Source organism: Micromonospora sp. URMC 103 (assembly GCF_051386435.1).
GTDB lineage: Bacteria > Actinomycetota > Actinomycetes > Mycobacteriales > Micromonosporaceae > Micromonospora.
This window is the reverse complement of sequence record NZ_JBPQTR010000004.1, coordinates 190,763-204,308: the sequence shown is the minus strand read 5'-3', so window position 1 is coordinate 204,308 and position 13,546 is coordinate 190,763. Positions and strand designations below refer to the sequence as shown.

General features: G+C 67.1%; 12 protein-coding genes. 6 read left to right on the top strand and 6 right to left on the bottom strand.

The window, feature by feature from the left end:
* Positions 1 to 33: 33 nt before the first annotated feature.
* From ACSNOA_RS04500 to ACSNOA_RS04475, 6 genes are all read right to left on the bottom strand, one after another.
* Complete coding sequence (locus tag ACSNOA_RS04500) at positions 34 to 1,071, bottom strand: S66 peptidase family protein (RefSeq protein ID WP_436656560.1); 1,038 nt, start codon at positions 1,069 to 1,071, stop codon at positions 34 to 36.
* Between the two features lie 34 nt (positions 1,072 to 1,105).
* Positions 1,106 to 2,302, bottom strand: coding sequence for a cytochrome P450 (locus tag ACSNOA_RS04495; RefSeq protein WP_436656558.1), 1,197 nt, complete (start codon positions 2,300 to 2,302; stop codon positions 1,106 to 1,108).
* Between the two features lie 187 nt (positions 2,303 to 2,489).
* Positions 2,490 to 3,788, bottom strand: coding sequence for a PLP-dependent aminotransferase family protein (locus tag ACSNOA_RS04490; RefSeq protein ID WP_436658311.1), 1,299 nt, complete (start codon positions 3,786 to 3,788; stop codon positions 2,490 to 2,492).
* 32 nt (positions 3,789 to 3,820) lie between these two features.
* Entirely contained in the window at positions 3,821 to 4,948 is a 1,128-nt protein-coding gene (locus tag ACSNOA_RS04485) for an alpha-hydroxy acid oxidase (protein ID WP_436656556.1), read from the bottom strand.
* Complete coding sequence (gene hppD / locus ACSNOA_RS04480; RefSeq protein ID WP_436656554.1) at positions 4,942 to 6,027, bottom strand: 4-hydroxyphenylpyruvate dioxygenase; 1,086 nt, start codon at positions 6,025 to 6,027, stop codon at positions 4,942 to 4,944. Before hppD ends, ACSNOA_RS04485 begins: the two co-directional genes overlap by 7 nt.
* A gap of 72 nt (positions 6,028 to 6,099) precedes the next feature.
* Positions 6,100 to 7,179: a methyltransferase gene (locus tag ACSNOA_RS04475; protein ID WP_436656552.1), complete on the bottom strand. Its 1,080-nt coding sequence runs from the start codon at positions 7,177 to 7,179 to the stop codon at positions 6,100 to 6,102.
* Positions 7,180 to 8,125: 946 nt separating this feature from the next.
* Here ACSNOA_RS04475 and ACSNOA_RS04470 point away from each other — a divergent pair.
* From ACSNOA_RS04470 to ACSNOA_RS04445, 6 genes are all read left to right on the top strand, one after another.
* Positions 8,126 to 8,443 carry a hypothetical protein gene (locus ACSNOA_RS04470; RefSeq protein WP_436656550.1) on the top strand — a complete coding sequence of 106 codons (318 nt, stop codon included), beginning with the start codon at positions 8,126 to 8,128 and terminating at the stop codon, positions 8,441 to 8,443.
* A 322-nt stretch (positions 8,444 to 8,765) separates the two neighbouring features.
* Positions 8,766 to 9,737, top strand: coding sequence for a helix-turn-helix transcriptional regulator (locus tag ACSNOA_RS04465; RefSeq protein WP_436656548.1), 972 nt, complete (start codon positions 8,766 to 8,768; stop codon positions 9,735 to 9,737).
* Positions 9,738 to 10,214: 477 nt separating this feature from the next.
* Positions 10,215 to 10,457 (top strand): hypothetical protein, encoded by a 243-nt coding sequence (locus tag ACSNOA_RS04460; protein WP_436656546.1) that lies wholly within the window; start codon positions 10,215 to 10,217, stop codon positions 10,455 to 10,457.
* Between the two features lie 59 nt (positions 10,458 to 10,516).
* Positions 10,517 to 11,797, top strand: coding sequence for an MFS transporter (locus ACSNOA_RS04455; protein WP_436656544.1), 1,281 nt, complete (start codon positions 10,517 to 10,519; stop codon positions 11,795 to 11,797).
* Positions 11,787 to 13,115 (top strand): ATP-grasp domain-containing protein, encoded by a 1,329-nt coding sequence (locus tag ACSNOA_RS04450; protein ID WP_436656542.1) that lies wholly within the window; start codon positions 11,787 to 11,789, stop codon positions 13,113 to 13,115. Before ACSNOA_RS04455 ends, ACSNOA_RS04450 begins: the two co-directional genes overlap by 11 nt.
* A gap of 213 nt (positions 13,116 to 13,328) precedes the next feature.
* Positions 13,329 to 13,451 carry a hypothetical protein gene (locus ACSNOA_RS04445; RefSeq protein WP_436656540.1) on the top strand — a complete coding sequence of 41 codons (123 nt, stop codon included), beginning with the start codon at positions 13,329 to 13,331 and terminating at the stop codon, positions 13,449 to 13,451.
* Positions 13,452 to 13,546 lie beyond the last annotated feature (95 nt).

The window sequence follows — 13,546 nt, the reverse complement described above, 5'->3', positions numbered from 1 at the left end:
CCGAAGAGTGTGTGCTGAGTAATCGCTTACCGCTTATTGACTGACGTTCCGCAGGTGGGATTCATGCGGGTGAAGGGTGATGCGGCAGTTGTCCGCGTCGATCGTGGCGAGGCCCCCGACAGGGAGCGTCAGACGGGGTTCGGTGTGCCCGAAATCCACGTCGACGAGTACCGGTACCTGGCGACCGTCCAGGGCCCGGATAATCGCCGCGTCGAAGTCGGTGCTGCCCCCCGCCGCTGCCACCGGTCGATAGTGCCGGCCAACGACCAGGCCGACGATCCGGTCGAACAGCCCGGCCGCCTCCCACTGGGCGAGAAGCCCGATCATCTGGTCGGGACCCATCTCGAGGGTCTCCAGACAGAGGATCGCGCCCGTGACGTCCGGCATGTAGCGGGTACCGAACAGGCGTCCTGCCGTGGGGGCACAGCCGGGCAGCAACCACCCCGAAGCCTTTCCCGGAATGAGGGTTCGCCAGCGGGCGTTAGGTCGGGTGCGCCGCGGCCGGTCGTCTTCCCTGTCCCACCAGAGAAGTTCGTCCGTCCACTCCGACGGAGCCTCAAGAACGATGTCCACGAGAGCGGCCCGACCGCCCGCCACGTCCCGGAAGTTGCGAAGGGTGTAGGGCCAGGGACCCCCCTGCTCGCCCCATTCCGAAATTGCCATCGGGCCGTGGTACGTCGTCAGCCCCGCCTGCGCCAGTGCCGCCCAGAGCAGCGCCGTGACGTCGCTGTATCCGACGATCGGCTTGGCCGCCCTGCGTACCAGGCCCCAGTCCACGTACTTGAGGACGGGCATGGTGGTGTAGCCCCCGGTGGTGCAGAGGATGCCCTCGACTCGTTCGTCCTCGAGCAGTGCGTGCAGGTCGTCGGCCAACGCGCGGGGATCGGCGGCCGCGACGCCGGAGTTTTTCCGACAGCTGGGGCTCAACACGACGTCGTGTCCCGCCGCGGCGAGCGCCTCCAGGCATCGGGCGAAACGCCGGGGGAACAACGCGGGCGCAGGGCTGGAGGGTGTCCAGAGCCCGAGCACGGCGTTCATCCTCAGCGGCCGGGGAGGGATCACCTGGGCCACGGGACCTCGGCCGTCTTCCAGAACGGTGCCTGGCCTAGACATACGCGGGCACCGCGTCCAGAACCGTGGCCCCTAGGGCGGGGAGCCTGGTGGCGGGCACCCGTGGCCTGAAGGTCGGCAGCTGCTCGTCCAGACAACGCAGGAGGACACGGATCCCGGTGCGGGCGAGGACGGCGCCGACGCAGAAGTGGCCGCCCCTCCCGAAGGCGAGGTGGCCCTGCGCGCCGCGGGTCGCGTCGAAGCGCTCCGGAGCGGCGAATCGGTTTTCGTCCCGGTTCGCCGACGCGAGGACAAGCGCTACACGTTGACCAGCACGTATGTGGCGCCCCCGGAACTCGAAGTCGTCCCGGGCCCTCCTGGGTGCGAAGTGAAACGGCGGGTCGTAGCGCAGCGCCTCCTCAATGACGCTCTCCCAGGAGAGCGCCCCCGACCTGACCTGCCGTAGCGTCTCCGGCTGCCCGTGCACGGCCACAAGACACACGGCGGTCGTCACACTCACCGGCTCGATGCCCCCGGTGAGCAACTGGGTGAAGACGCCGGCGGCCTCCTCCACGGTTAACGATCCCTCGCGGACGGACCGCGCGAGGTTTGCGGCCACTGCGCCCTTCGCCCGGGGGAGGACGACGTCGCCGACATAGCTGGTCAACGCCCGGATCGCGGCCGACGCACGTTCGGCGATCTCCGCGTCGACACGTGAGCCGAGGTAGTCCATCACCACTCTCGCCAGAGCGGACAGGTCGGCGAGCTCCTCCGGCATGGCGCCGAGGACATCGCCGATGACCGCGAGGGCGTATGGGCGGCTCAGCTCGGCGATGAGGTCACCTCCATCGGTGAACCGCCCGACGACTGCCTTCGCGTGTTCCTGCAGCGAACCCTCCAGCTCCGCCACCGCGGACGGGCTGAACGCCCCCGCGACCATCCGGCGTGCTTTCGCCTGGTAGGGCGGATCAGCGAAAACCAGCCACCGGCTCAGAAACCGTTCCACCCGCCGGGCGTCCGTCCGGGCCGAAGGGGGCAGGCCCTCGAAGGAGCCGCTCGCGGTCCGGGCCCCGAGCCGTTGATCCATCAGGAGTTCGTAGACGTCTTCGTACCGGGTGACGAACCAGGCCTGAGCCTCCTCGCTCCAATGCACGGGATCGTCCGACCGCAGACGCGCGTAGAAGGGGTAGGGATCCAACGCTGTCGCCGCGTCGCCGAGTCCCGATCGATTTGTCCCGCCGTTGTTCGTCATGGTTCAACCCCCCGTGCCTCGCTGAATCCTGCTCACGCCACTGAGTGCGGTCACGCTCGACTCCTCGTCGACATCTGTGGTGTAGGAATGAAGATGGCCTGTTGAATCCCTTTCCCGTTGAAGGTCGGGAGGAACTGCGAAGCTGGCAGGCGAGACCGGCGGCTGGCCGGCCCGACCGGACGGGCCTTCATGTCATCTGCCTCGCCACGAAAGAGGTCAGCCGCCGGATACCCTCCGCGGCGGTCTCCGGTGTCAGGGAGCTGTAGGACAGCCGGATCTCCTTCTCGCCTCCGCCGGCCGTATAGAAGTAGCGCATCGGCGTCCAGAGCACGCCGAAGTCGCGAGCCGAGAGCTCCAGTAGCTCGTCAGTGACGTGGAAGGGGACAGAGACGGCGACGAAGAAGCCACCTGCTGGTGTCGTCCACGCGATGTCCGTCGGGCTTCGACCGAACTGCCGGGTGAGTCCGGCCAGCACGATGTCCCGGTTGCGTTCGTAGAGATCGGTCTCGCGTCGGTTCGCCCGCACCAGGCTGAAGCCAGAGTCGATCAGCTTTCCCCCGACCACGGCTTGGGCGATGGGCGAGGTGTTGACGGTCACCACGCTCTTCAAGGAGGCCAGGACGTCAGCGAGAATGACCGTGCCGTTTCCGGTGGCGATGCGTTGGTCGGCGACGACGAATCCCACTCGGGCACCGGCGTGGATCGTCTTGGCGTAGGAGCCGATGTAGATGACCCGCCTGTCCTCGTCGAGCGCCTTCAGGGTGGGAAGACGGTGTCGGCCCAGAAGCCCGTAGGGATTGTCCTCGATAACGAGGATGCCTAGTTCGGTGGCTAGCGCGAGCAGTTGCCGCCGCAGCGCGACGTCGAGCGTGATTCCGGTCGGGTTGGCGAAGTCCGGCACGATGTAGAGCGCTCGCGGGCAAAGCCCCTGAGCAACGGCCAGCTCGTGCTGCCTGCGCAGGTCGGCGAGGTCGATGCCACCCGTTCCGCTGTTGACGGCGAGGACGGGCATGTCCACCAGACGTGCGGCGCCGGTCACGCCGACGTACGACGGCGACACCACCAGTAGGGCGTCATGGGGAGTTGACGCCAGGGCTCGCAGTACGAGGAGCACACCCTCCTGGAACCCAACGGTGATCACCAGTGCGCTCGGGTCGACGGCAATCTGCTCGTCGACCTTCAGTTGTCGGGCCACCAGGTCGTGAATGATCCCCTTGGTTCGGCCGTACTGCATGACCACACGCCGGACCTGCTCCTCGTCCAATCCGACCTCCGATCGCAGGTAGGCGCAGTAGGTCTCGACGTGGCGAGTGATGTCGTGCAGATCGAACCAGCGCTCGGTGGGCCGGCCGGCAGCGAACGAGATCGCATCCGGGTATCGCATGGCGATCTCGTTGAGAAATGTCATCGCGGTCGCCGCCGGGTCCCAGGCGCTGCCGTGAATGTCGACCGAAGTCAAGTCGCCGGTGTTCGCTCCGGATGGCATGGCCTCCCGGACCGCGGAGGTGCGGGGAGTTGTCACGCCCGCACCTCCGGCCGAAACGAGACGGTCCGCAACTCCGCCACCGCAGCGAGGTCAGGGCATCCCGCTATGCGCATCCCGGACGTCAGCTCGGTCTTGAGGATGTCGAGAACGCGCGAGCAGCCCTCCTGCCCGGCGACACTGAGCCCCCAGAGAAGAGGACGACCGACCAGGACGGCGGTCGCTCCGGAGGCGAGGGCAACGAGAACATCCGTACCGCTACGGACCCCGCTGTCCAGCAGTATCTCGCAGCGGCCGGCAACCCCATCGACAATCTCCGGCAGGACGAGCAGGGGAGGCGCCGCGCGGTCCAGTTGCCGTCCGCCGTGGTTGGAAATGACGAGCGCGTCGACGCCCAGGTCAGCGGCTGTGGCCGCGTCCGTGGGATCCATGATGCCCTTGAGGACGATGGGCAGGCGGGTTCGACTTCGGATCCACTCGATGTCCCGCCACGTGACCGACGCGTCCAGGAAGCTCGCGCTGGACGTGGCGATGACCGACTCGCGGGTCGAGGGCTGCCGCCCACGATCACCGAAATCAGAGTTGACCGCGAAGACGTGGCTCGCGAGGGCGAAACCGTTGGCAAGATCGCGTAGGCGAACGCCGATCGCCGGGACGTCGACCGTCAGCACCAGACCTCTGACGCCCACAGCCTCGCCCTGGTCGAGTAGTTCCTGCATACGGCTGCGGTCGCGCAACCAGTAGAGCTGGAGCCACGTCGTGGCGCCGGTGGCGGCGATGTCGGAGAAGGAACTGCTGCTGAGCATGCTGACCACGTACGGCACGCCGGCCCGTGCTGCTGCGGCGGCGACGGCGACCTCCCCACCGGGGTGGAACAGCCGCTGATACGCCATGGGTGCCACCGCGATCGGCAGGCTGCTGTGGCTGCCGAGCAGCTCACATCGTGGGTCCGGTGCCGAGACGTCACGGAGCACCCGGGGAACGAGACCGAGGGTGCGGAACGCGCTCAGGTTGGCGTCGAGCGTCCATTCCTCGCCGGCGCCACCGGCGAGAAAGTCCCATGCGCCGCGGTCGAGGACTGCGCGAGCGCGCGCTTCCCATTCCCGAAGGCTGGCCCCGTCCGGCCAGACCGGGGTCGACGTTGTCGGCTGCGACGTCAACATTCCTGCCCCGCGACGGCGCTCATGCCCAGGCGCTCCTGCTCGTGCCGCACTGCCTCGTAGAGCGCACGGATGTTGCCGCTGCCAAAGGTCGTGGCCGCCCGCCGTTCGATCACCTCGAAGAACAGCGTCCTGCGTACGTGCGGCGAGGTGCTGAAGATCTGCAGGAGTTGCCCGTCGTGGTCGCGGTCCACGAGGATGTTGAGGGCACGCAGATCCTCGATGTCATCCTCGATCTGACCGATTCGTGTCTCGAGCGTTTCGTAGTACTGCGCGGGTGCCTGGAGAAACTCAACTCCACTAGCCCGCAGAGCACGTGCCGACTTCGCCAGGTCGTCCACGCTGAACGCCACGTGCTGCACACCCGCGCCGCCGTGAAGCCTCACGAACGTCTCAACCTGCGCCGCCGGCCGCTCCGGGTCAGACTCAGCGATGACCACTGTCGGACTGCCGGTGGCGTCACGGACGACCTGCGAGTCCATGGCCTGATCGCCGAGCACCACCCGCTCCTCGAACACCTTCTGGTAGCCGAGGACTTCCTGGTAGAACGCAGCGGTTGCGGCGAGTTCACCAGCCGGGACGCAAAGCGCGAAATGATCGATGGACAGCAGGCCACTGCCGGCGCCGACCGGCTCATGAAGCCGGAAGCCGGGCAGCCGCCACGCGGATGACGACTGCTCCACGAAGCGGTGCACCAGGTCGCCTGCTCCACCGACCTCGGCAATGACCGTCCTTACGCCGTCTTGGTCGACGTAGCTGGTGGCGGTGGCAACGGAACGCGCACCGCGACTCACCGCTGTGTCGTGGGCAAGCGCTGCGTCGGGCACCGACTGCGCGATCGTCCGTACGCCGTAGCCGTGCTTGTCGACAAACGAGCGGGCCGGGTGCGACGGGGTGAGGGCCGAGGTCACCACCAAGCGGATGTTCCCGCTGATCAGCAAGATCGAGAACGCGTCGACGTTGCCCGTCTCCGGGCCGCTCACCCCGGCGACCGTGAATCCATAGGCGGTGACGAAGTAATGGGCGAGGCTGGGTGCGTCGTCGGCAAATATCTCACAGTGATGCAGCTCCGCCTGCGGCATGTTGTCTCCCTTTCGGTGTTCTTCGGTCGGGTCGACGACGGCGACTGCCGAATGTCCCCGCCGACGGGATTCCTACTTGGTGGCGACGATGACCCCGTGCGGTGTCCAGCCCGACCACGCATGCCGCTGAACGTTACGGAATCCTGCATCGGCGAGGCACTGCTCGTGCTGCGACCAGGAGTAGATCATTCCGCCCTCTTCGGGCAGGGTCGCGAAATAGACGCTGTCCAGCGCCGCCACGAGTGGGCCGTCGCCGGAATCGTTCGACATCGAGTTGAAGATGACCACTCGGCCGCCCGGCGGGAGTGCTTCGTAAGCCTTGCGAAGCAGGGTGGTGTTCTCTTCGAGCGTCCAGATGACGAACTGATGGGCGAACAGGATCACATCGTTGCCCGCCGGGAACGCATCCTCGAACATGTCGCCGGTGGTAACCAGCACCCGGTCCGAAAGATCGCCCTCGGCAATTCTGCGCTTGGCGATCTCGGCGGCGTGCGGCATTTCGAAGATGGTGATTCTGACGTGCGGGTTCGCCGACGCCAGCGCAATGGCATTCACCGCGTCCCCGCCGCCGCAATCCAACAAATGCGAGGCGTTGGTCAGATCCAGGGCCTCCACAAGGCATTGGTTGGCAAGCTCCGACCAGGAACGCATGTATCGGTAGAAGACGCCCTCGAGGCGACTGTCCTCGCCCAGTCGGTGGTAGAGGTTGCGTCCGGTGCCGGGGAAGCGGGCGAGGCCAACGTTGGTGTTCCTCCTGAGAGACTCCGTCAGCTCGCGCTGGCCGTCGTACACGATGTACTGCTCGAAAGCCACGGTGTCCTTAAAGCGCTGCCAGTCGCCGTCGTCGATGAGCGCGGTGATCGGCTCGGCGTTGGTGTACTTCTCGGCCGTTTTGACAGTGAGTCCAAGGGCGGTGCAGCCCAGCATCAAGATGTCGCCGGCGCGCTCCTCCAAGCCCAGCTTGGCCGCGATCTCGCGCTTGGTGAGTTCGCCGGTGTCGTGGAGCAGCTCGAAAAGACCGAGCTCGCAGGCAGCATTTAGGTACTCGAATGCCGCGTGTCCGAAGAGGATCGCGCTGAGGCCCGACATGTCCAGACGAGGCGGCGTCGAGGTGGTGGTGAGGAACGAATTCCGACTGGTCTTGACTGACATCTCTACCTGCCTATCTTTGGTTGCGCGTGCTCTTGGTCGCCAGGAGGTGGAAGTTGGCGGCGGCGCGGGCCGTCGGGCACAACCGCCACACGACCGTCCAACCGAAGTTACTCTGCACCGCTCGAAGGTGCTCTGGTGCGCTCCGGCCGATTTCGGCAGCCGTGATCGGGGGTCGAGGTGTTTCCCGACGGCGGCGCTCCTGGTCATATTTCTCCCTCGCCCGCCGTTTCACCGAACAAGGGAAAGGTAAGCCAGAAGCCGGGGGAGACTGGCGATTCAGGACTTTCCGCATTGTGCCTGGCAACAAACTGCCGGGCGGATGAAGGTTAGATCCCCCGATCCTGTCGGCAACATCCTGCCAGGCCTCATCCTGTTACCCCGACCGTGAGGACGTAGGTGCCTGTCGTGCCCCAGAATGGGATTCACTTCGCGCATTCGGCAGCCTGGCGCCGGTATCCCGATCGAGATGGCTCAGGCGCCGGACGCGCGGTGGAGCCTGACCCCGTGGTAGCTGCACCCGACAGCAGCCGACCCCGGGCCAGGTAAGCGTCGCCGGCTGTCGCCGCACCAGTGCAACGGCCGTCGCGGCGCTGCCCCTGCCGCCGCCGCTTGCGCGTCCGCACGTTAACGAGTAGCTCATCGAAGTCGGCCAGTTGGATCCGCAGACGGACACCGGTCCGGTCAAGCCGGCCGGCGTGGAGGTCGCCTCACCTGTGGCTCGACACTGCTCGGACAGCAGCAAGGAGGGCGCCGACGTCGCTCCAGATGACACCCGAGCGATTCGCGGGATAGGCAGCGGCCTCGCCGCGTGCCGACGGCTCGACAACGACTCGACCGACGGCACCGCACACCCTGGGCGGCAGCCACTCACCGCCACGGTGCTCGCGAAACGTGACGTGCCGGGGACCGAGCAAGTGCGCCCTGGCCCTCGACAAGGACCGGACTCATGTTGATGACCATGCTGGTAGTGCGTGCCGATGAGCGGGAGGTGCCGCGGCTGACCAGCGAGGACTGGAGAGAGCACTTCTGGCTGCACACCCGGTCCGACGACGGCATCGAACACATCCGGGTCCAGGCCGGCGAGAGTGCCGTCAGGGTCGTCTTGTTCAGCGCCAGCGTCGACCGCGGCAGTTTTGCCGCCGCTGTCAAGGGCATCTGCATCCGTGCGCTGGAATCAATGCCTGGATCCGCTGTCTGGGAAGTCGGCTGTTATCCGGAGATTCCCGGCGAGCCCGCGCTGGGCGACCCGAGGAGCGACCCGTGACGACGGCGCGGGCATCGCGATCAGCGTGCCCGTGACCCACGTGCATCGAGTCAGGCCGGGTGGTGCGCTGATCCGGCCCGTCCCTCTGCCCGGGAGTGCGCTGGCCGGTACCACTACTCCGCGGCCCGTGCGCACGATTTGACCCCGGACCCGCCCGAACTCGGCCGCAGATCATGTGCGGAGCGGAGTCGGTAGGTGTCAGCGTGCTGTCCCCAGCCGTCGCCGTCGGCTTGTCGCAGGTGCCCTATTTATCCCACTATCGCGGCGTTGTAGGCGGGGAAGGAGCGTGGCAGTATTTCGATCTAACGGGGAGGAGTTTCAGGTGCTCACCAACCTGGGGATTTCTAGGGATGCGGAAGCAGTCTATCGAGCAATGCTCGCCGAGCCTTCGTGGGGTGTTGCTGATCTTTCCAGTTATCTCGGGATCAGCGAGAGGTCGGTACGCAAGGCTCTCGACGTGCTCGCGGATCTGTCACTGCTGACGCCTTCGGCATCACAGGATCTGCATCCGGTGAATCCAGTCCTTGGGCTTGCTCCGCTGTTGAATCGGGCGGAGGATGAGATTCGTCGACAGCAGCAAGAGATCGAGGCCACCCGTCAGGCGATTTCGACGATCACCGCGGCCTACGAGTCGCGAACTCAGGGGCTCAACGACGTCACGCGCCTGGAGGGCGTGGACGCCGTTCGCGCCCGGCTCGTCGAGCTGGCGGACATGGCCAGACGCGAGTGCTGGTCCCTGAGCCCGGGTGGCGCCCACGAACCGGATGCGATGGCGGCGAGCCGGGATCCCAACCGATTGGCCGTGGAGCGCGGTGTCGAGATGCGCTGCGTCTACCAGGACGCCTACCGCAACGACCCAGATACGGTCGCCTACGCGAAGTGGCTTTCCGGCCTGGGTGGACAGATCCGAACGGTGCCGTCCGTGCCGATGAAGATGATCGTGGTCGATCGTGCAGTCGCCCTGCTGCCGATCAGTCCGAGCGACCCCAGGGTCGGCGCGGTGGAGGTGACCAGTCCGAGCGTCCTGCTCGCCATCTGCGCGCTGTTCCAGCAGGTCTGGGCGGCCGGCGAGCCTCTCCAATCCCCGTCCCGGACCGAAGCGGACACCCCGACGCCGATGGAACTGGACGTGCTGAGGCTGCTGGCGGACGGGCAGACTGACGAGGCGATGGCGCGCAAGCTTGGCCTCTCCGTTCGCTCCGTGCGGCGCGTCGTCGCCCACGTCACCAGCCGACTCGGTGCGTCAAGCCGGTTCCAGGCCGGGGTGGCCGCGGCGCGGAAGGGGTGGATCTGACCGAGGTGCACCCGGCCGGTCGACGTGGTCAGTTATGGATGGAGCTCATGCCGGCTCGTGTTCTGGTCGACACACTGTGCCTAGTGGATCTTTGATCCACAAGAACCTGCGGTCAGCTTCGACATCCGAGACCCGCTGCGGCGGGGTCTGGTACCTCCCCTGCGCCCTGCGCGAGGATCTGGCGGATGCTCCGCCCGACCACCAGCGGGCGCGCCCGCCGGCCACCACGCGGATCCTGCGTCCGGTGGCGGGACGCCTCCACGGCCCCGCTGCTGATCGACTCCGATCCGGAAGCGGCGTTCAGCTCCGTACCTTTCCAGGGCATCTCGCGCTCGCCACGGACTGGCCGGGCAGGAAGCTGCACAGCAACCTGTGGCCCGGCCGGGAGTCGTGACACCGCGCCGGACGGGATCCAAGAATGTTCACGTCAGTGGGTCGGACTCCCATTTCGATCCCCGAGTGAACGGAGCAAATCGGATGTTCCTGCGTGTTGTCTCGGCGACGGCCATCGGCATGCTGGCGTTCGCGGCGACCGAATCGACCCACTCTGCGCCGAACCACGGACCCGTCCGGTCGCTTGTCGGCCAGCCGTCGACCGGAACGGCCGTACTGGACGGCGCCGTCGATGGCCCGGGCGTCCAGCTCATGGCCGACGGCGGCTTCGAGTGGCGTGTTTCCGTAAGGTCCGACGGCGGCTTCGAATGGAGCCCGACGGTGTGACGCCCAGTCGGCGGGAATCGAAGGCAGGACCATTCTTTCAGTTCCGGACGGGGTATGAGGTGAACGCGCCGCTCGATATCGCTGACGTGCCGAGAACCCGGCCACCTGAGGTCTGGAGGCGATACTTCGGCGCCTATCTCCTGTCGGCCGTCGGAACCGGCATGTGGATACCCCTCCAGGGGATCTTCCTGCACGAGTACCGTCATGTGCCGGTCGGTCAGCTGGGCGGTTACTTCGCCGTCATGGCGCTGGCCGCCGTAGCGATCAACCTGCCGATCGGCCCGGTCGCGGATCGGCACGGGCCGCTTGCCTTCTTCGTGACCGCCGGGGTGCTGCAGGGTGTCGGCATGCTGCTGGTGGCGGTGGATCGCGGGATCTGGCCACTGCTCGTCGCGGGTTGCCTCAGCGGCCTCGGCAACGGGATGTTCTTTGCCGTGCAGACTCCGGTCCTGATGCGGTTGGTCGGACCCGAGCACCTCTCGGCCACCTTCGGTCGCCAGTACCAGTTGATGAACGTCGGCGGTGTGGTGGGTGCACTCCTCGGCGGTGCCGTCGTACATCTCTTGGACTACCCGGGCTACCTGCTGATCATCGCGGCCAACGCGGCCAGCACCGTGCTGCACGTCTGCAACGTGGCCCTCATCCTGCCTCGCGCTCCGATACCCACCGCGGACCCCGACCGCTCCGATCCGCCCTCCCGAACGCCTGCTCGTCGGGGACTGCTCGCACCGCTGCGCGACCGCGCCTTCCTGCCGCTGGTGGTCCTCCAACTGGGACTGGTCGTCTTCGGAGCCGCGCAGATGGACACCGTCGCACCGGTGGTCTTCCAGGCGAGCGCAGGCCTGCCGGTGTGGATGGTGACGGTCTTCATCGTGGCGAACTGCCTCGTGGTCGTCGTTACTCAGGGCTCGGCGAACCGCTGGGTCGCGCGGCGCGGCTACCAGGAGGGGATTGTCGGTGCTCTCGCCTGCTGGCTGGTCGCCTTCCTGTTCGCCCTCACCGTGATGGTCTTCGACCAATGGATCTGGCAGGTGGTGGGGGTGGCGGCCTGTGCAGCGGTATTCGGCGTCGGCGAGACGCTTCTCGCGCCGAGCCTTCAGCCGCTGGTGGTCCAGCGAGCGCCGGCGGATCGGCTGGCCGCCTACTCGTCGGCCATGTCCCTGAGCTTCAGTGTCGGCATCATCGTGGCTCCGGCGTTGGGCCTGTGGGCCGTCGATCACGTCGACGGGTGGCTGTACTGGCTGATCATCGCCATCGGAACCGCCACCTGCCTACCCCTGGCCCGGATGGGTCGATCTCCTCAGAACCGCGACGTATCGGAGTTGTCCCATGAAAGGTGACCTGCTCGTTCTCTCGAAGTGGAACTCAGGCGGCGTCCGCCGCAGCGCCGAGGCCGCACGTCGCCTCGGGTACCGGCCGATCCTGGTGTCGGCTGATCCCGAGGACCTGAACCGCGACTCCTGCCACCGGCACGTCGTGTTCGATTGGGAGGACGGTTCCGTCGACGATCTCGCGGCCCTGCTGGCGCGGATCGAGGTCAGGCCACTCGCCGTACTGAACCGGGTGGAGGCCCTCGGAGAGTGGCAGGTCCGGATCAGCCGGTACTTCGGGCTCCCGGGCGGCGAAGCCGGTCGTGACGTGCTGCTGAGCAAGGTGAGGGTCCGGCAGGTCATGTCCAAGCTGGGGCTGGGCACCGTTCGCCACGTCGGTGGTCGGGCAGGGGACGCGAGCCTCGTCTCGTCGGTCGACTTCTACCCGGCGATCGTGAAGCCGTCCCGGCAGAGCGGTGCGTCCCGCCTTGTGAAGCTGGTAAGGGATCCAGAGGCGCTGGCCGCACAGCTGCACAGAATCGCGACAGTCGACGGGCCGCTCGCCGAGGTGGTGATCGAGTCTTACGTGGAGGGCCTGGAGTTCAGCATCGACGGGCCGGTGGTGGACGGCCGGCTCCGGCCGCTCTTTGTCTGCGACAAACCGGACTACGACTACGACCGGCAACAGGAGGGCGGGGTCCTGGTGTCACCGCCGGACGACGAGCGGGTGCGCGCAGGCGTTCAGCCGCTGGTCGAGCAGGTTTCCACGCTGTGCGCCTCGCTCGATATCGGTCCTGTCTGGCTGCATGTCGAAGGACGCCGGACGTCCGACGGCAGGGTCGAGCTCATCGAGATCAATCCGCGTTGCGGCGGCGGTGCGACCGCCTTGGGAATTAAACACGTGCATGGCCTGGACGTGGGGGAGGTGCTCACCAGGATGGCACTCCCCGAGGGCTGGCCGCCGCCGCACGGGCTGCTGGGGGGTGACGCCTGGGCACACCACCAGCGCGTCGCGCAGTTGCCGGTGGGAGCGGGCCGGCTCGGGCTGGTCATCCCGCAGGTCTCAGCCGCCGAGATCGCCCGAATCGACGGGGTCCTCGACGCGATCGTGCTCGACTGGTTGGAGGTGACCTCGTTGGAGCGCGAGAACTACTTCGCACACGTGCTGCTCGCCGCGCCGGACACCCCGGCCCTGCGGGCCCTGGCCAACCGGGTCCGCTCAGCGTTGTCGACCACAGTGATCGAGGAGGCGGAATCGAAGGCACCCGGCCTACGTGACGACGGCGGTTGGCAGTCGCCGAAACCGCCGTCCCCGGGGCCGGCAGATCACGCTGCTCATCCGGGGTGAGGTGCGGTCGCCCCCGCAGGAGGTGCCCGGGGCTGCCGGACCCGGTCGCATACCGATGGCGAGGAGGCGGTGCACATGCCCGACCATGTCGACATGTCTCGGCGGGACCGGCACGCCGCCTGTCCCGAACCGAGATCGGCCGGAGCCAGCCTTCGGGACCTGGAGTCTCATCTCGAAGCTGTGCTTCGCGCGGCCCATCCTTTGCGCGTCGGCATGTTGCTTCGTCGGGTCGAGGAGGAGGCGATAGTGGCCTGGCCGCGGGAGCAGGTGACCGCCGTGCTGGACCAGGCCATCCGCCTCGCGCTTCGTCGGGACGACCCGCCCCGTGACGCGTAGCCCGTAACCTTTCTGATCGTCCCAGCCGGGACCCTCGGTCACCCGGCTCGCAATGGCCTCCTGCCCCTGTCGATCGGATGATCCGGGAGTGTGGT